Raw genomic sequence first — 20,088 nt, 5'->3', positions numbered from 1 at the left:
CCCCGCGAAGGCGGGGCATCCAGTACGCCGCCACCCATCGGTCCGAACACAACCGTCTCGGAGTACTGGATCGCCCGGTCAAGCCGGGCGATGACAGCGAGAATGTGGCGAGACTGTCGTCCCACGCCAAAGCACTGATTTCGTTTCCGTGTTATGTGTCGTGCTTCATTTCGACGCGCTGGTGTCATCGTGAACTCCCCGACCATCCCGTCTGCGACCGGTCTGCGCGCCGCCGTCTCCCGGGAAATCAAGACCGGCGAGCTGCTGCGCGCGTTGATCGTCGTCGGTCCGATGGTGGCCGCCTATTTCATCGCGCGCGAGACGGCGCTGCTGAACCTGGGGCTGGTCGCGGTCTCGTTGCTCATTCCCGCGCTGAGGCTGCACCTGCCGCCAAAAGTGATCGCGTGGCACTATCTCGCGATCCTCGTCACCTTTGCCGCGCTTTTCCTTGCAGCGCCCGTCAAACCGCTATTCGTGGTGCTGACGGCGCTTGCCGGCTTCCTTGCAGTGGCGGTGACGCGCAATGGTGAACATTTCCGCACGCTCGGCAATTGGGTGTTTATCCCCGCCGTCTATCTCGCCTGCGAGGTGCGGGAGGGCGTCAGCGCCTCGGAGGCCCTCCGCCATGCCGGCGTGATCATCGTCTCCTCTCCGATCGCACTGGCGCTCGTCTGCGCGATCCAGGTTTACGACCAGCGGCGACGTGACGCTGGCGCGGCGACCTCGTTCGGACCGCCCGCGGCCGAATGGTTTCTGCCCGCGGCGGCGACCGCCATGGCGGTGTTCGCCGCGGCGGCGCTGGTCGAGATCCTCGACCTTGCGCAGGGGCAATGGGTGATGTGGTCGGCTGCAAGCGTCGTGGTCGGCGATCTCTCGGCGTCCACTGGCAAGCTGAAGCAGCGGGCGATCGGCGCGCTCGTCGGCGTGCCACTCGGCTTCCTCGCCGGAATCGTGCTGCCGCAAAGCCGGATCGGCTATGCACTCGCGGTGCTCGCAGCCACCCTCACGCTGATCTCCTTCTCCCGCTACATCGTCGGCTTCGGCCTGCGCTGCTTCTTCATTGCGCTCGCCGCGTCCTTTGCCGGCGGCGCCAGCGGCATTGCGGAGGAGCGCATCGTCAACGTGCTGATCGGCGGCACGTTCGGCCTCGTTGCGGTGGCCCTGACCGAGATCGTCTGGCTGCGCGTCATACGGAAGGCCCGATCGTCCGGGTGACGCGAGGACCGGCGACATTCGAATGCGCCAATCTGTCTCGCCTGTCGCCCATGGCAGCGGCGGCACGATGCAGTACTTTCGGCAAAAATCCGGGAGAGAATCATGTCCGAAAAACTCGATCGCCGCCATTTCATCGCCGCCGGTACCAGCGCACTCGCGATGCCTTTCGTCTCGCGCAGCGCCTCCGCACAAGCTGCGTGGCCGTCGCGGCAGATCCGCATGATTTGCAGCTATCCCGCCGGCGGACAGACCGACCTCCTCGCGCGCGCCTATGGCGAATTCATCTCCAAGCAGGTCGGCAAGACCGTCGTCGTCGAGAACAAGCCCGGCGCCTCCGGCGCGATCGGCACGGCTGAGGTCGCCCGCGCCGAGCCCGACGGCCACACCGTGCTGTGCTCGATCTCGACCACCTACATCATGAACCGGGTGGTGATGAAGAATCCGGGCTACGACATGGACAAGGATCTGGCGCTCGTCAGCGTCATTCCCGGTGCCGGCCTCCTGCTGGTCGCGAACCCCAAGACCGGCGTCAAGACGCTGGAGGATTTCGTCGCGTTCGCGCGCAAGAGCGGCAAGGTCAACTTCGGCACCTACAGTGCGGGCTCGGCCCCACACATGACGATCAACGAGCTCAACAAGCAGTATGGCCTCAACATCGAGCCGGTCCATTACCGCGGCGAAGCGCCGATGTGGACGGGCATGCTGGAAGGCACGCTCGATGCCGCGATGGGCAGTTACACGGCCGCGCAATCCGTCCTGCAAAGCGACCGCGGCACCGTCTTCGCGGTGCATTCGAAGAAGGTCGACGCGATTCCCGCGATCAAGACCCTCCCCGAGCAGGGAGCGACGTCGAAATTCTTTACCGTCAGCGGATTCTCCGGCTGGGCGGTGCCGAAGGCGACGCCGCAGCCGGTCGTCGACCGCCTGGCCGAGCTCTGCGTCGCCGCCAACAGCGACCCCAAGGTGAAGGAGGTTCTCGCGACCTTCGTGCTCGAACCGGCGATCGGCTTCAAGGAGAGCAACGCCCTTTATCAGCGCGAGCTGCCGATCTGGATCGAGAGCGCGCAGTCGCTCGGCCTCGAGCCGGCCTGAACCTTCGAGGCATGACGCAGCGGGCGAGCATCCGCTGTGCGGCCCGGCGTCCGACCAAAGCCTAGTGTCGGAAGCGCATTTTCCCGCTATGATTGTGCGCGCTGCCGGAAGCCCTCACCGGGGCCGACAAGAAGGGCCGATCGTATGACACCGGATGGAGTCGCAGTTGGCGTTATGGTCATCCTGCTCTTTCCGATGGGCTATTTCACCCTGGCCTCGCCCGCCTTCCTGCTGGTGAAGCTCGATATCCAGCCCGTCGCCCAGCTATTGCGTGGGATGTTCAACGCTCACTTTCTGGTCATGCGCGTTGCCGGCGTGATCGGGGCGCTGGCTTTCCTGCTCGACGGTCGCCTGATCGCCGCGATGGGCGTTGGCCTGATCGCAGCCTTGGCCATCTGGGGGCGCCGCTGGTTCATGCAACGGATCGACGACCAGCTCCGCGCGAGGGACGCGGGCGACGCTGAAGCCCCGCACCGGCTGCGCCGGCTGCATTGGAGCGGAATGCTGGGCAACGCGGTGCTGCTCGTCGCTCTCGTGACCAGCATTCCCTACGTCGCCATATCGGCCTGAGAGATATCGCCGCGCGGCCTGCGTCGGCTGCGGCGCTCGCCTAATGCTCGTTCGCGGCCGCGGTGCCGTGCTGCGCCTTGTGGATCGAGGACGGCACCACGCCAAAATATTTCCGGAACACCCGGCTGAAATGCGACGAGCTAGAGAAGCCCCAGGAGAAAGCGACGTCGGTGATGGTCTTGCCGGCGTGGGCCTCGAGCTCCTGGCGACAGTTCTGCAAGCGCGCCTGCCAGATGTAATCGCTCACCGTGGTGCCGCGTTCGGAGAACAGCATGTGCAGATAACGCTTGGAGCAGCCGAGCTCGGCGGAGATCTGGTCGATGCACAGATCCGGATCGCGCAGGTGCTCGCGGATGAAGAACTGCGCGCGCACATACATCGCTTCGGGCCCGACCCGATCGAACATCGTGTCGGCTTCGCGCAGCGGCAGCAGCAAGAGGTCGATCAGCGAATCGGCGACGCCGACCGCGCTGTTCGCCGACAGCTTGGCCGCCTCGTCGAAGGTCGCGTGGACGAAATCGTGGGCGATCCGTCCCGTACCCGTCTTCGCCGACAATTTGCAGGCCGGCATCCGCTGCGATGGGAAGCCGCGGTCGCGCAGCAGCGCCTTCGGCACGATCACCACGTCGTGACGCGTGAAGGCGGGGCTGATGATCGAATGCGGGCAGGAGACGTCATAGGCGATGATGTCGCCCGGATTCAATTCGATGTGGCGGCCTTCCTGCTCGAAATAGGACACGCCGTAGGTCTGGAAGTGGATCTTGATGTACGGGTGCTCGTTGGCCTTGGCGCGCGCGAGCGTGTGCGCGATGCGATGCTGGCTGACCTCGATCTGGCACAGCTTCAGGCGGGAGACCGAGGTGTAGTCGATGCGGCCTTCGAGCGAGGAGGCCTCCAGCGGATCGACGTCGAAATGCCCACACAGGCTGGTCAGCCCGTCGATCCAGCTCTGGATCTGGCGCTTCGGCGTCATTCCAGTCGTCGAGAGCGTATGAATTGTGTCGGACATTAATCCAGCCACTGGTTTGATTCGGAAATTCGACGCGAATCGCGACCAGCGCTGCCGGAGCCCTCAGCCGAGATTGCGTGACGTTCACCTCGAATTTGAGCGGTCTTTTGCAACGAGCGCCATCGTTTCATTGCCACCCTTGAACGTTAATCCTCCGCCTTAGTTGCAGCGCCGTCAAGGGGAACCTGAGCGCTGAACGTGATCCCGACGCGGTGCGGAAGCCGCTGAATTCGCTACTGCAAAATCAAAATCTTCGCGTCCGTGCGCTGTCAAGCAAACCGGCTTCTCTCTTGGGCAAGTTTCCCGTTGACGAAGTCGTTAGGGATTGCGGCAGGAACAAAAAGAACGGGCCGCTCCTGCACGTGGACCCGTGGCTCTCATCAGGAGGAGGAAACACCGCACCATCGTTTCTGGTCCCAATCGCGACCGCCCTGCACGAGCAGACGCCGGACGAGAAGCCCGGTGAATGAGCAACGCTTCGGAAACAATAAACGATACCAACGGAGGAAATGACTATGCGCAAGGTGCTACTGGCGACCTATCTTGGCTCCGCCGCGGCTCTCGCCGTCGGCAGCGCTTCAGCCAATGACGAGCTGATCAAGATGTCGCAGAACCCGAAAGACTGGGTGATGCCGGCGGGCGACTACGCCAATACCCGGTATTCCAAGCTGAACCAGATCAACGCACAAAACGTGGGCAAGCTCCAGGTCGCCTGGACCTTCTCGACCGGCGTGCTGCGCGGCCATGAAGGCGGACCGCTGATCATCGGCAACATGATGTACGTCCACACCCCGTTCCCGAACAAGGTCTACGCTATTGACCTTTCAAACGAGAACAAGATCGTCTGGAAGTACGAGCCGAAGCAGGATCCGAACGTCATCCCGGTGATGTGCTGCGACACGGTCAACCGCGGCCTGTCCTATGGCGACGGCAAGATCATCCTGCATCAGGCCGACACCAACCTCGTCGCGCTCGACGCCAAGACCGGCCAGGTGGCGTGGTCGGCGACGAACGGCGATCCGAGCAAGGGCCAGACCGGCACCTCGGCGGCGCTGGTCGTCAAGGACAAGGTCCTGGTCGGCATCTCCGGCGGCGAATTCGGCGTGCAGTGCCACGTCACCGCTTACGATCTCAAGAGCGGCAAGCAGGTCTGGCGCGCCTTCTCCGAAGGTCCGGACGACCAGATCAAGGTCGACCCGGCCAAGACGACGTCGCTCGGCAAGCCGGTTGGAGCCGACTCCTCGCTGAAGACCTGGCAAGGCGATCAGTGGAAGATCGGCGGCGGCTGCACCTGGGGCTGGATGTCCTACGATCCGGCTCTGAACCTCGTCTATTACGGGTCGGGCAACCCCTCGACCTGGAATCCGAAGCAGCGTCCGGGCGACAACAAGTGGTCGATGACCATCTTCGCTCGCGACGCGGATTCCGGCAACGCCAAGTGGGTCTATCAGATGACGCCCCATGACGAGTGGGACTATGACGGCGTCAACGAGATGATCCTCTCGGATCAGCAGATCAACGGCCAGCCGCGCAAGCTGCTGACCCATTTCGACCGCAACGGCCTCGCCTACACGATGGACCGTGAGAACGGCGAACTGCTGGTTGCCGAAAAGTACGATCCGAAGGTGAACTGGACCTCCGGCGTCGACATGGACAAGAACTCGCCGACCTATGGCCGTCCGAAGGTGCTCGACGCAGCTTCGACCGACAAGGCCGGCGAAGACCACAACGTGAAGGGCATCTGCCCGGCCGCGCTCGGCACCAAGGACGAGCAGCCGGCAGCCTACTCGCCGGACACGCAGCTGTTCTACGTTCCGACCAACCACGTCTGCATGGACTACGAGCCGTTCAAGGTGAGCTACACCGCGGGCCAGCCCTATGTGGGTGCGACGCTCTCGATGTATCCGCCGCAGGGTGAAAGCCACATGGGCAACTTCATCGCCTGGGACGGCAAGACCGGCAAGATCGTCTGGTCGAACAAGGAGCAGTTCTCGGTCTGGTCGGGTGCGCTCGCAACCGCCGGCGGCGTGGTGTTCTACGGCACGCTCGAAGGCTACCTGAAGGCGGTCGACGCCAAGTCCGGCAAGGAGCTCTACAAGTTCAAGACTCCCTCCGGCATCATCGGCAACGTCACGACCTATGAGAACGGCGGCAAGCAGTATGTCGCAGTGCTCTCCGGCGTGGGCGGCTGGGCCGGCATCGGTCTGGCAGCTGGTCTGACCGATCCGACCGCCGGTCTCGGCGCAGTCGGTGGCTACGCGGCTCTCAGCAACTACACGGCACTCGGCGGTACGCTGACCGTGTTCTCGCTGCCGGCGGCGAACTAGCCTCACCTTCGTGTCGCTCCGGCGCGTGGATCAACTCCACGCGCCGGCTCGTCTCCACCTGATGCCTTCGAGGATAATCTCTTGCGTAAAATCTGCTTTGTCATTGCTGCGATAATCTTCGTAACCTCGGGGGGAATTGCTGTTGCGGACGGTCCGGGCGACCCGACCGCGGTCAAGAAGGAAGACGACGGAAAGTGGCTCGATAAGGAAGGAAACCCGACCTACAAGATTTCGGCCGACGGCACCGTGGACTGGTTCACCTATTCCGGATATCGCCGCTATCACTCCGACTGCCACGTCTGCCATGGCCCCGACGGCATGGGATCCACCTACGCACCGGCGTTGAAGGATTCGGTCAAGAGCATGAGCTATGGCGACTTCCTCGGCGTCGTCGCCTCCGGTCGCAAGAACATCTCGACAGCGCAGGAGAACGTCATGCCTGCCTTCGGCGACAACCCGAACGTCGCCTGCTACATGGACGATCTCTATGTCTATCTGCGCGCCCGCTCCGACGAGGCCTGGGGCCGGCAGCGTCCCTCCAAGAAGGAGGAGAAGAACGAGACCTACACCAAGGCGGAAGACGCCTGCATGGGCAAGAAATGAACGCTACGAGGACTGCCGAGACTACTTCTTGGCGTCCTGCGAGAATCTGAGGAGTTTACGATGAAGACACGTGCCGCCGTCGCTTTCGAAGCGAAGAAGCCGCTTGAGATCGTCGAGGTCGATCTGGAAGGACCGAAGGCCGGCGAGGTCCTGGTCGAGATCAAGGCGACGGGCATCTGCCATACCGACGCCTACACGCTCGACGGCTTCGACAGCGAGGGAATCTTCCCATCGATCCTGGGCCATGAGGGCGCCGGCATCATCCGCGAGATCGGCCCTGGCGTGACCTCGGTGAAGCCGGGCGACCACGTCATCCCGCTCTACACGCCGGAATGCCGGCAGTGCAAAAGCTGCCTGAGCCAGAAGACCAATCTCTGCACCGCGATCCGCGCGACGCAGGGCAAGGGCGTGATGCCCGATGGCACCAGCCGCTTCTCCTACAAGGGCAAGCCGATCTACCACTACATGGGCTGCTCGACCTTCTCGAACTTCACCGTGCTGCCGGAGATCGCCGTCGCCAAGATCCGCGAGGACGCGCCGTTCGACAAGAGTTGCTACATCGGCTGCGGCGTCACCACCGGCGTCGGCGCCGTCGTCAACACCGCCAAGGTCGAGCCGGGCGCCAACGTGGTCGTGTTCGGCCTCGGCGGCATCGGATTGAACGTGATCCAGGGCGCCAAGATGGCCGGCGCCGACAAGATCATCGGCGTCGACGTCAACGATTCCAAGGAAGATTGGGGCCGCCGGTTCGGCATGACCCACTTCGTCAACCCGAAGAAGATCACCGGCGACATCGTCCCGCATCTCGTCAACCTCACCGACGGCGGTGCCGACTACACCTTCGACTGCACCGGCAACACCACCGTGATGCGCCAGGCGCTGGAAGCCTGCCATCGCGGCTGGGGCACCTCGATCATCATCGGCGTCGCCGAAGCCGGCAAGGAGATCGCCACCCGCCCGTTCCAGCTCGTCACCGGCCGCAACTGGCGCGGCACGGCCTTCGGCGGCGCGCGCGGCCGCACCGACGTGCCGAAGATCGTCGACTGGTACATGAACGGAAAGATCCAGATCGATCCGATGATCACCCACGTGCTCAAGCTCGAAGAGATCAACAAGGGCTTTGACCTCATGCATGAGGGCAAATCCATCCGTTCCGTCGTCGTCTACTAGCTCACCGCCATCACCCCAAGGAGGATCGACCCATGACTGTTGCACTCCACCCATCGATCGACAACGGCCTCAAACAGGGCAGCGGCAGCTTCGCCGGTGGCACGCTCGCCTGCAAATGCAAGGACCATCAGGTCAAGGTCGGCATCAAGGGCGACGTCGCCCACAACCACGCCTGTGGCTGCACCAAGTGCTGGAAGCCGCAGGGCGCGACGTTCTCCGTCGTGGCCGTGGTGCCGCGCCAGAACGTCACCGTGCTCGAGAACGGCGACAAGCTCCAGATTGTCGACGCCTCCGCGGTGATCCAGCGTCACGCCTGCAAGGCCTGCGGCACGCACATGTACGGCCGCATCGAGAACAAGAACCATCCGTTCTATGGCCTCGACTTCATCCATCCCGAACTGTTCCAGGAGCAGGGCTCGCAGGCGCCGCAATTCGCCGCCTTCGTCTCCTCGGTGATCGAATCCGGCGTGAAGCCGGAGCAGATGGCCGGCATCCGTTCGCGGCTGAAGGAAATCGGGCTCGAGCCCTACGACTGCCTGTCGCCGGCGCTGATGGACGCGATCGCGACCCACGTGGCGAAAGCCAAAGCAGCCTGACGAAGGCCGCCTGAACGAGGCGGCCCGAGCAGGGCCGCCAGACCCACGCCACGTCCGCTCGCTGGTCCCGACCAGCACCAGCGAGCCGGACGGAGGTGGCTTCCCACGATCGCAGCGAAGCCGCCGCTTCTGCACTCTGCTTCTACGAGGGCTATGCGCTCCCTCAGTCCTGGTCTCTGAATGACTGCGCAGTGCCGCCCGCTTCCCGCTTGAAGCCCGCGGTACCTGCGTTTCTCCCTCCCTCGACTGAGGCATCCTGCTTCGTCCGTACAGTCTTTCTGGCGGACGAAGCTTTTTTATTGCGACCTGCTTTGCAGTTGCACAATGCGCGCGGCGCAATGCCGCGCCCTGCTTTTGACAAACCCCAGATGCAATCTCTGCATGCTGAGAACACCCGGCTGTGAACGCCGGGGCCGGCCGATCGCTGCTGCGATCGCGCCGTGACGATGCCGCGCGAAGTTCAATCAAACAAGAACAAAACGGGAGGTATCGAGCACATCCAGACATCGCTAGGCGTTCCTGCCTCCCTCCGGGATTTGCCCGCGCGGGATGACGGCGGGACGTTGCGACGACGCACGAGCCCCGCCGGCGCATGCCGGCGTATTTCAATTCATGCTTATGAAGAGCGAGGGACGATCATGATCAAGGTGAAGATCAACGGCCAGGAACAGAGCTGGGACGGCGACCCGAATCTCCCGCTACTCTGGTTCCTGCGCGACGAGGCCGGGCTGACCGGGACCAAGTTCGGCTGTGGCCAGGCCCTGTGCGGCGCCTGCACCGTCATCGTCGACAAGGAGGCGGTGCGCTCCTGCATCACGTCGGTCAACGACGTCGCCGGACGCGAGGTCACGACGATCGAGGGATTGCATCCGAACGGCGATCACCCGGTTCAAAAAGCCTGGCGCCAGGTCAACGTGCCCCAATGCGGCTTCTGCCAGGCCGGCCAGATCATGCAGGCCGCAGCGCTCTTGATGGACAACCCGAAGCCCTCGCACGACCAGATCCGCGAGGCCATGTCCGGCAACATCTGCCGCTGCGGCTGCTACCAGCGCATCGAGAACGCGGTCCATCTCGCATCCACGGGAGTGTGACATGAATTTCATCGACAATCCCCGGAAGCTCCACAGCTTCGAAAAGAACATCCGTGTCGAGAAGGTCTCGCGCCGCAGCATCCTGAAGGGGCTCGGCATCACCGGCGGCTTCGTGCTCGCCGCGCCCGTGATGTCGCGCCAGGCGTTTGCCTATGAGACCGGCGCCGGAAAGATGCCGCACGGCGTCGTGGTCGATCCGCGCGTGTTCGTCGCGGTCGCGCCCGACGGCATCGTCAGCATCGTCGCCCACCGCTCCGAGATGGGCACCGGCGTGCGCACCAGCCTGCCGCTGATCGTGGCCGAGGAGATGGAGGCCGACTGGTCCAGGGTCAAGGTGCAGCAGGCCCATGGCGACGAGGTCAAGTTCGGCAACCAGGACACCGACGGCTCCCGCAGCACGCGGCATTACCTGATCCCGATGCGCCAGATCGGCGCTGCCGCCCGCACCATGCTGGAGCAGGCCGCCGCCAAGCGCTGGGGCGTACCCGCAACCGAGGTGAAGGCCGTCAATCACGAGGTCGTCCACAGCGCCAGCGGACGCAAGCTCGGCTTCGGCGAGCTCGCCGCCGACGCCGCCAAGGAATCGGTGCCGAGCATCGAAGGCCTCAAGCTGAAGGACCCCAAGGACTTCCGCTACCTGACCAAGGGCCAGATCGGCATCGTCGATCTCCACGACATCACCACCGGCAAGGCGCAATACGGCGCCGACGTACGCCTGCCGGGGATGAAATATGCCGTGATCGCGCGCCCGCCGGTGACCGGCGGCAAGCTTACCTCGTTCGATCCGGACGCGGCGTTGAAGGTGCCCGGCGTCGAGAAGGTGATGCAGGCGCGCGGCTGGCCGTGGCCGTCGAAATTCCAGCCGCTCGGCGGCGTCGCGGTGATCGCGCGCAACACCGGCGCGGCGATCAAGGGCCGCGACGCGCTGAAACTGGTCTGGGACGACGGCGCCAACGGCAAATACGACTCCGTCGCCTACCGCAAGGAACTCGAGGAGGCCTCGCGCAAGCCCGGCCTCGTCGTGCGCAAGGAGGGCGATGCGGACGCCGCCCTGAAAGGCGCCGACAAGGTGATCGTCGGCGAGTACTACGTCCCGCATCTCGCCCATGTCGCCATGGAACCGCCGGTGGCGGTCGCCGACGTCAAGGGCGACAAGGCGGAGATCTGGGCGCCGGTGCAGAGCCCGGGCGGCACCCGCGAGGACGTCGCCAAGACTCTCGGCATCCCCGAGGAGAACGTCACCGTCAATGTCACGCTGCTCGGCGGCGGTTTCGGCCGCAAGTCGAAATGCGATTATGCGCTCGAAGCCGCGCTGCTATCGAAGGAGCTCGGCGCGCCGGTGAAGGTGCAGTGGACGCGGGAGGACGACATCCACAACGGCTTCCTGCACACCGTCTCGGTCGAGCGGATCGAGGCCGGCCTCGACAAGAGCGGCAAGGTGATCGCCTGGCGCCACCGCAGCGTGGCGCCCAGCATCGCCTCGACCTTTGCGGCCGGCACGGTGCACCAGGCGCCCTTCGAGCTCGGCATGGGCCTCGTCGACATGCCGTTCGAGATCGCCAACATCTCCTGCGAGAACCCGGAGGCTGCGGCGTTCACCCGCATCGGCTGGTTCCGCTCGGTGTCGAACATCCCGCGGGCCTTCGCGGTGCAGTCGATGGTCGGCGAGATCGCGAACGCGACCGGCCGCGACCAGAAGGAGACGCTGCTCGCGCTGATCGGCAGCCCGCGGATCGTCAAGCCCGCGGTGAAGGATCTGTGGAACTATGGCGAGCCCCTGGACAGCTACCCGATCGACACCGCGCGCCTGCGCAAGGTGGTCGAGCTGGTGGCCGAGAAGGGCGAATGGGGCCGTCAGGTGCCGAAGGGCCACGGTCTCGGCATCGCGGTACACCGCAGCTTCGTCAGCTACATCGCGACCATCGTCGAGGTGGCCGTCGACGACAAGGGCAAGCTGACGGTGCCGCGGGTCGACACCGCGATCGACTGCGGCACCTATGTCAACCCCGAGCGCATCGCCTCGCAGATCGAGGGCGCGGCGATCATGGGCCTCAGCCTCGCCAAATATGGCGAGATCACCTTCAAGGACGGCAAGGTGCAGCAGAAGAACTTTGACGACTTCCAGCTCGTCAGGATCGACGAGTCTCCCTTGGTGACCAACGTCTACATCGTGCCGCCCGCGTCAGGCACGCCACCGAGCGGCGTCGGCGAGCCCGGCGTTCCGCCGTTCGCACCGGCGCTGATGAATGCCATCTTCGCCGCGACCGGAAAACGCATCCGCGCGCTGCCGATCGGCAAGCAATTGGAGGCGTGAGCGCATGGATGCGCGATTGCGCGGAGATCGTGCTCAAGCAAGAAGGCGCGCGATAGAGGTCTATCGCGCTTAGGAACATCAGGCGGCCTTGCGCCGTTTGCATCGATCTGACTGGAGCAGATCGATGATCAACATCACGAAGGCGCTCGCAGTCTCGTTGCTGTCGGGCGCCTTTCTTTTGACCGCCGGCGGCGCCTTCGCCCAGAGCAACACGACGTCGCCGACCACGGCCACCCGCCCCACCGCGCCGGACCAGAGCTCACCGCCCAATACCACCGCCCCGCCCGCCTCGACCACCCAGACCACCGGGCAGAGCAGCACCGATCCAAAGGTTCAGGAGATGAACCAGAAGGAAAGGGACAAGGTGGATCGCCAGGGGAAGTAGTCGGCTCGCGTCTGCACATCGATGTGCCCTCTCCCCTTGCGGGAGAGGGCGGCGACGCCAGTTGCTACAACCTCGCTTGGGTGAGGGGTCTGTCTCCGCGAATCTCTCACATTATGATGCGCGGATAGAACCCCTCATCCGTCGCGCGCAAAGCGCGCGCCACCTTCTCCCACAAGGGGAGAAGGGAAGACGCCCACGCAAAATGCGGCGGACGTTTCCGTCCGCCGCATTCGCCACCCCCCTTGCTGCTCCGCTTCTTTCGATCCGCCCGCGGAGCTATTTCTTCAGCGCGAACACCCAGACCACGCCGCCCTGCGGCACGTTGGCCTCGATGCCGATGTTGTTGGTCACGAGCGCATCCTGGATCCGCTGCGCGTCCACACCCCATCCCGACTGGATCGCGATGTATTGGGTGCCGTCGATCTCATAGGACACCGGCATGCCCATGATGCCGGAGTTGGTCTTCTGCTCCCACAACAGCTCGCCGGTCTTGGCGTTGAAGGCGCGGAAGTTGCGATCGTTGGTGCCGCCGGCAAAGATGAGATCGCCCGCGGTCGCCGTCACCGAGCCGAACAGCTGCGACTTCGGGAAGTTGTGCTGCCACACCTTCTTGCCGGTGACGGGATCCCAGGCCTGCAGCTCGCCAAAATGATCCGCTCCCGGCTTTGTCTTCAGCCCAATGTCTTCCGGCTTGGTGCCGAGCCAGAGCTCGCCCGGCTTGAGTGCGACCTTCTCGCCGGTGAAGCCGCCGCAGAAGTTCTCGTTGGCGGGCACGTAGACCAGGCCGGTCTTCTGGCTGTAGGCCGCCGACGGCCAGTCCTTGCCGCCCCACAGCGACGGACAGAACTCCACGCGCTTGCCAATCACCGGCTTGTGCGCGGGATCGACGATCGGCTTGCCGGTTTCGGCATCGATGCCCTTCCAGACGTCGGTGGAGACGAACGGCCAGCCTGCCACGTAGTTGATCTTGGTCGGCGTGCGCTCGAGCACCCAGAAGATCGCGTCGCGCCCCGGATGGACCAGGCTCTTGATGTTGCGGCCGTCGCGTTGCAGGTCGATCAGCATCGGCGCTTCGACCTCGTCCCAGTCCCAGGAATCGTTCTGGTGGTACTGGTGAAAGGTCTTGATCTTGCCGTTGTTCGGATCGAGCGCAAGCACCGACGAGGTGTAGAGATTGTCGCCGGGATGGGTCTCGCCCGGCCACGGCGCCGCGTTGCCGACGCCCCAATAGATCGTCTTGGTGTCCTTGTCGTAATTGCCGGTCATCCAGGCCGAACCGCCGCCGTTCTTCCAGTCGTCGCCCTGCCAGGTGTCGTGACCGGGCTCGCCTTCGCCGGGAATGGTGTAGGTCCGCCACAGCTCCTTGCCGTCCTTGGCGTCATAGGCGGCGACATAGCCGCGCACGCCGAACTCGCCGCCGGAGCCGCCGACGATGACCTTGCCGTCGACGATCAGCGGCATCAGGGTCATGTACTGGCCCTTCTTGTAGTCCTGCACCTTGGTGTCCCACACCACCTTGCCGGTCTTGGCGTCGAGCGCGACGACATGATCGTCGGTGGTGGCGAGATAGAGCTTGTCCTCCCAGAGGCCGACGCCGCGGCTGGTCGGATGCAGCTGGAACAGATCGTCGGGGAGCTGCCGCTTGTAGCGCCAGTATTCGTCGCCGGTTTTCGCGTTCAACGCGATCACCTGCCCCATCGGGGTCGCCACGAACATCACGCCATTGTTGACGATCGGCGGCGCCTCGTGGCCTTCGACGACGCCTGTCGCAAACGTCCAGACCGGCGTGAGACCCTTCACGTTCGAGGTGTTGATCTGGTCGAGCGGGCTGTAGCCCTGCCCGTCATAGGTGCGCCGATAGAGCATCCAGTTGCTCGGTTCCGGATTCTCCAGGCGCTGCGCGGTGACCGGAGAATAATTCTCGATCGGGCCAGACACGGCGGCGGTCGAGGCAAGACAGGTGAAGGCGACGAAGCCGGACAGTAACCATTGCTTCCTGGTCATGGACGTTCCCCTTTTTCATCCGTTTGAATTCTTGCGTTGAATTCTTGTCGTTCGTCCCGTCGTCCGCCCATCGGCGGATGCGGCCTCTCGTGACGCGGGCATGACCCGCCACCGTCCATCATCCTGGCTGCGCGCCACCTACCTTTCCGACGAAGTTTCCGGCGACGCTGAGCGAACCGTCAGCGAACGCCAGCGGCAGCGCCGCGAGCCGTCGCGGTGCCGGCCCGAACACGACCTGCGCGCCCGCGCGAGGATCGTATTCGGAGTTGTGGCACATGCACTTGAGCACCTCCTTGTCGCCGACGTCGCTCTTCACCCAGGCGGTGACGGGACAGCCGGCATGGGAGCAGATCGCCGAATAGGCGATGATGCCGTCGACGGCGCGCGCGCGGGTCGGCTCGTCGAGCTCGGTGGGATCGAGCCGGATGAGCAGGATCTCGTTGAGCCGCGAGGCGCTGCGCACGACCGAGGTCTTGGGATCCTTCGGCCAGGCATGCACCGGCGGCCCGCCGGCCGGCAGGTCGGCCGCGGTGATCAGCTTGCCCTCCTGGTCACCTTCGGAGAAGACGAGCACATCGCCCTTCTGTGGCCGTTCGTCGGAGCCGGGCGGGTCCTCGCCTGCGCGCGCCGATGTGGAACAGCCGAGACAGGCAGAGGTGGCGAGCGCGCCCAGCAGCAGCGTTCGCCGCGTCTGCTCCATGGCCGCGTCAACTTCAGGCTCCGCAGGGTTCTCGGAGGATGAGGAATTGATGTTGAATGATGCGCGCGACATGCACGTTAGCAGGCGCTGGAACTCTGCCGAAAACAAGGCGAAGAATTGGCGCCGCAGTGCATCAATATGGCTCTGCTCGCTTTGATTGAACGAGAGTGAACGCGTTCAAACGCATTTTCACAGTTCTACGTCGCACCACGCGAGCGGCATGATGATTTTGCAGACCAGACCGATGATGTTGGAATTGGTGCAACGCGCCATCGCGCGATGTGAGCTGCACGTTTCTCAGGCAGGCATTCTGTATTTCACGATCTGAGCACGTGACGCGGCGAAGCGATGCGGCCTGCGACCGTTGCCGACGCCATTTCAAAACTGTCGGCGATGCGGCGTGCCTTGTCGATGAAGAGCGCGGCCGCCGCGGGCGGACAGACGTCGCGCGCGGTCTGTTCGAACAGATCGAGCCAGCGGTCGAAATGATCGCCGACAAGGCTGAGCGGCAGATGCGCCCGCATCGGCGAGCCATGATAGCGGCCGCTCATCAGCACGACTGACGACCAGAAATCCCCGAGCTTGGCGAGATGCTCGTCCCAATTCTGCACGACCGCGAATACCGGCCCCAGGAGCGCGTCCTCGCGCACGCGCCCGTAAAAGCGCGTAACCAGTTCCGCGATCATCTCTTCGGTAATCCCGGTACGCTCGATCGCATCCTGGGTCAGCAGGTTCCGCCGCACGGCCGCCGCCTCGCGCTCGGCCTTCAGTCGATCCGACATATGCTCTTCGTCCGTTTTCGTCTTCCCCTCTCCCCTTGTGGGAGAGGGTGGCTCGCCGCGTAGCGGCGAGACGGGTGAGGGGTTCTCTCGGCGCACTCCTCAAACATTTGAGTTTGCAGAGAGAGAACCCCTCATCCGGCGCTTCGCGCCACCTTCTCCCACAAGGGGAGAAGGAAGAAAGCTAGAAGCAATTGCGCGCGGCGTCTTTGTCGCAGCGCAAATTGCGGGACGTGCGGCGAGGCTCGAACGCCCCGCCGCCTACGCCGTGTGATCAGGCGCCGTAAGTGTAAAAACCCTGCCCGGTCTTGCGGCCGAGATGGCCGGCATCGACCATTTCCTTCAGCAAGGGGGCCGGACGGTATTTGGGGTCGTTGAAGCCTTTGTAAAAGACCTCCATCACCGACAACATGGTGTCGAGCCCGACGAGATCGGCCAGCGCCAGCGGCCCGATCGGATGGTTGCAGCCGAGCTTCATGCCGGCGTCGATCTCTTCCGCCGTCGCGATCCCCTCCTGGAGAGCGAAGATCGCCTCGTTGATCATCGGGCACAGGATGCGGTTGACCGCGAAGCCCGGGCTGTTCTTGGCCGTGATCGCCACCTTGCCGACGCGCTGGGCGAAATCGAGCGCCTTGGCGTGGGTATCGTCGGAGGTCTGCAGGCCGCGGATGAGCTCGAGCAGCGCCATCACCGGCACAGGATTGAAGAAGTGCATGCCGATGAAACGGTCGGGGCGATCGGTTGCGGCGGCAAGCTTCGTGATCGAGATCGACGAGGTATTGGTTGCAACGAGCGTGCGCGGCGACAGCGTCGCGCAGAGGTCCTTCAGGATCTTGACCTTGAGCTCCTCGTTCTCGGTGGCGGCCTCGATCACCAGGTCGCAATCGGCCAGCTTCGCCCGGTCGGTGGTGCCGGTGATGCGCTTGAGCGTCGCCTCGCGGTCGGCCGCCGACATCTTCTCCTTCTTGACCAGGCGCTCGAGGCTGCCGCCGACGGTCGAAAGCCCGCGGTTCACCGCCGCATCGGAAATATCGACCATCACGACCGAGAGCCCGGCCGCGGCGCAGATTTGCGCGATGCCGTTCCCCATGGTCCCTGCCCCGATGATGCCAACGGTCTGGATCATTGCGTCACATCCTTCTCATCCTTGCGGGCGTGCCGGTAGCGGCCCGGCCCCATTGTTCCTGCATCAGGCTCTAGCACCGCCAGTTGCCGGGTGCGACCTGATCCTGCCCCTTCCTTAAAGCATCCATGGCGGGAATAAAGCCGCAAAAGGGCATGATTTCGAGGCCTCGCAGCCCGTTTGGCCCGAGCCATGCGGCGCAAGCGCCGGCCCAAGAGCCGGCCCGAGAGCGCCGCGGGTGCGGCGAGGACCGGGGTCGATCGGCGGGGGAAGCTGCGGTGTCAGGCCTCGCCTCATTCGAGACGCAGCACCTTGCCGGGATTCATGATGTTCTTGGGGTCGAGGGCCCGCTTGATCGTGCGCATGATGTCGAGCTCGGTCCTGGAGCGATAATGCTGGAGCTCGTCGAGCTTCTCGATGCCGATGCCGTGTTCGGCGGAGATCGAGCCGGCCATGGAGGTGATGAGGTCGTTGACGACCCGCGTGATCGCCGCAGAGTACTGGGTGAGCGTGTCGCGATCCATGCCCTTCGGGCCCATGAAGGAGAAGTGCAAATTGCCGTCTCCGATGTGGCCGAGCGGATAGGGGCGGATCGTCGGCAGGATGTCGAGCACGGCCTTGAGACCCCGGTCGATGAACTCGGGAATCCCTGAGATTGCGACCGACACGTCGTAGCTCAGGCCCGGCCCCTCGGCGCGCGATGCCTCGGCCACACTCTCGCGAATGCGCCACATGTTGCGCGACTGCGCTTCGGTTTGCGCAATCACCGCATCCAGCACCCGGCCCGCCTCGAGCTGATCGGCCAAGAACTGCTCCATCCTGTCCGACATGCCCGCGCCGTCCTGCCGCGGCCGGGCCGACGACCATTCGAGAAGGAGATACCAGTCGGTCTCGGCCTTAAGAGGGTCCTGGGTGCCGGGAATGTGGCGCAGCACCATGTCGGTGCAGGCGCGGCTCATGAGCTCGCAGGAGCCGACATTGTCGTCGGACGCGGCATGCGCCTCCGACAGGATCTCGATCGCCGCCCTGGGATCGCGGATCGCGAGCCATGCGGTGCACACGTCCTTCGGCGCGGGCCAGAGCTTCAGCACCGCCTTGGTGATGATGCCGAGCGTCCCTTCGGCGCCCATGAACAGATGCTTGAGGTCATATCCGGTATTGTCCTTCTTGAGTGCACGCAGCCCGTCCCAGACCTCGCCGCTCGCCAGCACGACCTCGAGACCCAGCACCAAATTTCGCGCATTGCCGTAGCGCAGCACCTGCACGCCGCCGGCGTTGGTGGACAGATTGCCACCGATCATGCACGAGCCCTGGGCACCCAGGCTGAGCGGAAAGAAGCGATCATGACGCGCGGCCGTCTCCTGGAGCGTCTGGAGGATGCACCCCGCCTCCACCGTCATGGCGTAGCCGACGGGATCGACATTCAGCACATGATTCATGCGACCGAGCGACAGCACGATGCCGCGGTGCGCGGGCCACGGCGTGGCACCGCCCATCAGGCCGGTGTTGCCGCCCTGCGGCACGACGGCAATGCCGCTGTCGTAGCAGAGCTTGATGACAGCGGAGACTTCCGCGGTGTTGGCCGGACGCACGACCGCCGCGGCCTGCCCCGCCAGCTCGCCGCGCCAATCGGTCACGAACGGGCGCTTGTCCTGCTCGTCCAGGATCAGGCCCTTGTCGCCCACGATGGCTCGCAAGCGGTCGAGAATGGCTGGCGTCACGGGCGCGGTCGGAATGGAGGGAGCGGTGACAAGGGCTGCACCCGGCATGTGTTCCTCGCTTTGCGGCTCTTCTGCGCAGCCCTGGGGCGCGCCGGCCTTCGTTCTTGTTTTCGATTCTGGACGTTTGCGCGATGAACCTAGCACGAAGGTAGCGTTTGCGGGAACGTCCCCGGCTGCGACGCTTGTGCAGACCTGCCTCGGCTGCCGAACCGGAAGCGCACTTCCGTCGACGCCCGCCGTGCCCTACTGTGCCGCGATCAACCTGGATTGGAGATCATGAGCCGCTTCTGGAGTCCGGTCGTCCGCACGCTTTCGCCCTACGTCCCGGGCGAGCAGCCGAAGCAGGATGGCGTCGTCAAGCTCAATACCAACGAGAATCCCTATCCGCCCTCGCCGCGCGTGCTGGCGGCGATTGCGTCGGCTGCGGAGCGGCTGCGTCTCTATCCAGATCCGCGCGCCACGCACCTGCGCGAGGCGATCGCGGCGTACTGTGATGTTGCGGCCGAGCAGGTGTTCGTCGGCAACGGCTCCGACGAGGTTCTGGCCCACACCTTCCCGGCCCTTCTCAAGCACGACAGGCCGCTGCTGTTTCCCGACGTCACCTACAGCTTCTACCCTGTCTATTGCCGCCTCTATGGCGTAGCTCACGAGGAGGTGCCGCTCGATGCCGCGATGAGGATCGAGATCGCCGGCTACAGGCGGCCATCGAGCGCCATTCTTCTCTGCAATCCGAATGCGCCCACCGGCATCGCCCTTCCGCGCGACGCGATCGCGGCGCTGGTCGCCGAAAATCCCGACCGGCTGGTGGTGGTGGACGAGGCCTATGTCGATTTCGGCGCCGAGAGCGCGGTGCCGCTCGTTGCGCGCCACGACAATCTGCTCGTCATCCAGACCTTCTCGAAGTCTCGCTCGCTCGCCGGCCTGCGCGTCGGCTTTGCCATCGGCCAACCGCCGCTGATCGCGGCGCTGGAGCGGGTGAAGGACAGCTTCAACTCCTATCCCGTCGATTGTCTCGCCATCGCCGGCGCGGTCGCCGCCATCGAGGACGATGAGTGGTTCCTCGAGACCCGCGCCCTTATCGTCTCGAGCCGCGAAGCACTGACCCGCGATCTTGGACAACTCGGCTTCGAGGTGTTGCCGTCGCTCGCAAACTTCGTGTTCGCGCGTCACCGAAACCGGAGCGGAGCCGATCTGGCGGCCGCACTTCGCCAGCGCGGCGTTCTGGTCCGGCATTTCAAAAAGCCGCGCATCGACGATTTCCTGCGCATCACGGTCGGAACCGAGGAGCAATGTGGCCGGCTGATTGAAGCGCTGCGCGGCCTGATCTAATTCAGCAAATGCTGCGGCCGCCGCTTGAACACGACGAAACTTGCAGGGACCAGCCCGTGA

17 protein-coding genes are annotated in these 20,088 nt (G+C 64.4%); 11 read left to right on the top strand and 6 right to left on the bottom strand.

The annotated features are described in order from the left end of the window. Positions 1-189: 189 nt before the first annotated feature. From XI08_RS35165 to XI08_RS35155, 3 genes are all read left to right on the top strand, one after another. Positions 190-1,215, top strand: a complete 1,026-nt coding sequence (locus XI08_RS35165; protein ID WP_271577924.1) for an FUSC family protein — start codon at positions 190-192, stop codon at positions 1,213-1,215. Positions 1,216-1,317: 102 nt separating this feature from the next. Further along, positions 1,318-2,307: a Bug family tripartite tricarboxylate transporter substrate binding protein gene (locus tag XI08_RS35160; RefSeq protein ID WP_271577923.1), complete on the top strand. Its 990-nt coding sequence runs from the start codon at positions 1,318-1,320 to the stop codon at positions 2,305-2,307. Positions 2,308-2,451: 144 nt separating this feature from the next. Beyond that, a complete protein-coding gene (locus tag XI08_RS35155; RefSeq protein ID WP_027546461.1) occupies positions 2,452-2,877 on the top strand; it encodes a hypothetical protein in 426 nt (141 codons plus the stop codon). Between the two features lie 40 nt (positions 2,878-2,917). On the opposite strand, the gene XI08_RS35150 is transcribed toward XI08_RS35155, so the two are convergent. Beyond that, the gene (locus XI08_RS35150; RefSeq protein WP_271577922.1) at positions 2,918-3,886 is read right to left on the bottom strand and encodes a helix-turn-helix domain-containing protein; all 969 of its coding nucleotides are present in this window, start codon (positions 3,884-3,886) and stop codon (positions 2,918-2,920) included. Between the two features lie 515 nt (positions 3,887-4,401). Between XI08_RS35150 and xoxF5 the strand changes: the two genes are divergently transcribed. From xoxF5 to XI08_RS35115, 7 genes are all read left to right on the top strand, one after another. After that, positions 4,402-6,213 carry a lanthanide-dependent methanol dehydrogenase XoxF5 gene (gene xoxF5, locus XI08_RS35145; RefSeq protein ID WP_027546459.1) on the top strand — a complete coding sequence of 604 codons (1,812 nt, stop codon included), beginning with the start codon at positions 4,402-4,404 and terminating at the stop codon, positions 6,211-6,213. Between the two features lie 81 nt (positions 6,214-6,294). Beyond that, a complete protein-coding gene (locus XI08_RS35140) occupies positions 6,295-6,816 on the top strand; it encodes a c-type cytochrome, methanol metabolism-related (protein ID WP_442869888.1) in 522 nt (173 codons plus the stop codon). 60 nt (positions 6,817-6,876) lie between these two features. Then, on the top strand, positions 6,877-7,986 hold the full coding sequence (locus tag XI08_RS35135; RefSeq protein ID WP_011088955.1) for an S-(hydroxymethyl)glutathione dehydrogenase/class III alcohol dehydrogenase: 1,110 nt from the start codon (positions 6,877-6,879) through the stop codon (positions 7,984-7,986). A gap of 32 nt (positions 7,987-8,018) precedes the next feature. Further along, on the top strand, positions 8,019-8,582 hold the full coding sequence (gene gfa, locus XI08_RS35130; protein ID WP_027546457.1) for an S-(hydroxymethyl)glutathione synthase: 564 nt from the start codon (positions 8,019-8,021) through the stop codon (positions 8,580-8,582). Between the two features lie 638 nt (positions 8,583-9,220). Beyond that, complete coding sequence (locus XI08_RS35125; RefSeq protein WP_027546456.1) at positions 9,221-9,673, top strand: (2Fe-2S)-binding protein; 453 nt, start codon at positions 9,221-9,223, stop codon at positions 9,671-9,673. A gap of 1 nt (position 9,674) precedes the next feature. Next, positions 9,675-11,987, top strand: a complete 2,313-nt coding sequence (locus tag XI08_RS35120; protein ID WP_027546455.1) for a xanthine dehydrogenase family protein molybdopterin-binding subunit — start codon at positions 9,675-9,677, stop codon at positions 11,985-11,987. A gap of 124 nt (positions 11,988-12,111) precedes the next feature. Further along, positions 12,112-12,372 (top strand): hypothetical protein, encoded by a 261-nt coding sequence (locus tag XI08_RS35115; RefSeq protein WP_271577921.1) that lies wholly within the window; start codon positions 12,112-12,114, stop codon positions 12,370-12,372. Between the two features lie 276 nt (positions 12,373-12,648). Here the strand turns inward: XI08_RS35115 and XI08_RS35110 are convergent, their stop codons facing one another. The 5 genes from XI08_RS35110 to XI08_RS35090 form a co-directional block, all read right to left on the bottom strand. Further along, entirely contained in the window at positions 12,649-14,376 is a 1,728-nt protein-coding gene (locus tag XI08_RS35110) for a methanol/ethanol family PQQ-dependent dehydrogenase (protein WP_271577920.1), read from the bottom strand. Between the two features lie 118 nt (positions 14,377-14,494). Then, complete coding sequence (locus XI08_RS35105) at positions 14,495-15,148, bottom strand: QcrA and Rieske domain-containing protein (protein WP_271577919.1); 654 nt, start codon at positions 15,146-15,148, stop codon at positions 14,495-14,497. Positions 15,149-15,393: 245 nt separating this feature from the next. Beyond that, complete coding sequence (locus XI08_RS35100) at positions 15,394-15,858, bottom strand: group III truncated hemoglobin (protein ID WP_271577918.1); 465 nt, start codon at positions 15,856-15,858, stop codon at positions 15,394-15,396. A 271-nt stretch (positions 15,859-16,129) separates the two neighbouring features. Beyond that, complete coding sequence (locus tag XI08_RS35095) at positions 16,130-16,981, bottom strand: 3-hydroxybutyryl-CoA dehydrogenase (RefSeq protein ID WP_011088963.1); 852 nt, start codon at positions 16,979-16,981, stop codon at positions 16,130-16,132. 290 nt (positions 16,982-17,271) lie between these two features. Beyond that, positions 17,272-18,747, bottom strand: coding sequence for an FAD-binding oxidoreductase (locus XI08_RS35090; RefSeq protein ID WP_271577917.1), 1,476 nt, complete (start codon positions 18,745-18,747; stop codon positions 17,272-17,274). A 228-nt stretch (positions 18,748-18,975) separates the two neighbouring features. On the opposite strand from XI08_RS35090, the gene hisC reads away from it, so the two are divergent. After that, entirely contained in the window at positions 18,976-20,028 is a 1,053-nt protein-coding gene (gene hisC, locus XI08_RS35085) for a histidinol-phosphate transaminase (RefSeq protein WP_271577916.1), read from the top strand. The last annotated feature ends 60 nt before the right edge of the window (positions 20,029-20,088 follow it).

The sequence above is a fragment of the Bradyrhizobium sp. CCBAU 11361 genome (genome assembly GCF_028128935.1).
Lineage (GTDB): Bacteria > Pseudomonadota > Alphaproteobacteria > Rhizobiales > Xanthobacteraceae > Bradyrhizobium > Bradyrhizobium niftali.
Note: the sequence above shows the minus strand (reverse complement) of the source record. Positions and strands in the feature narration are given on the sequence as shown.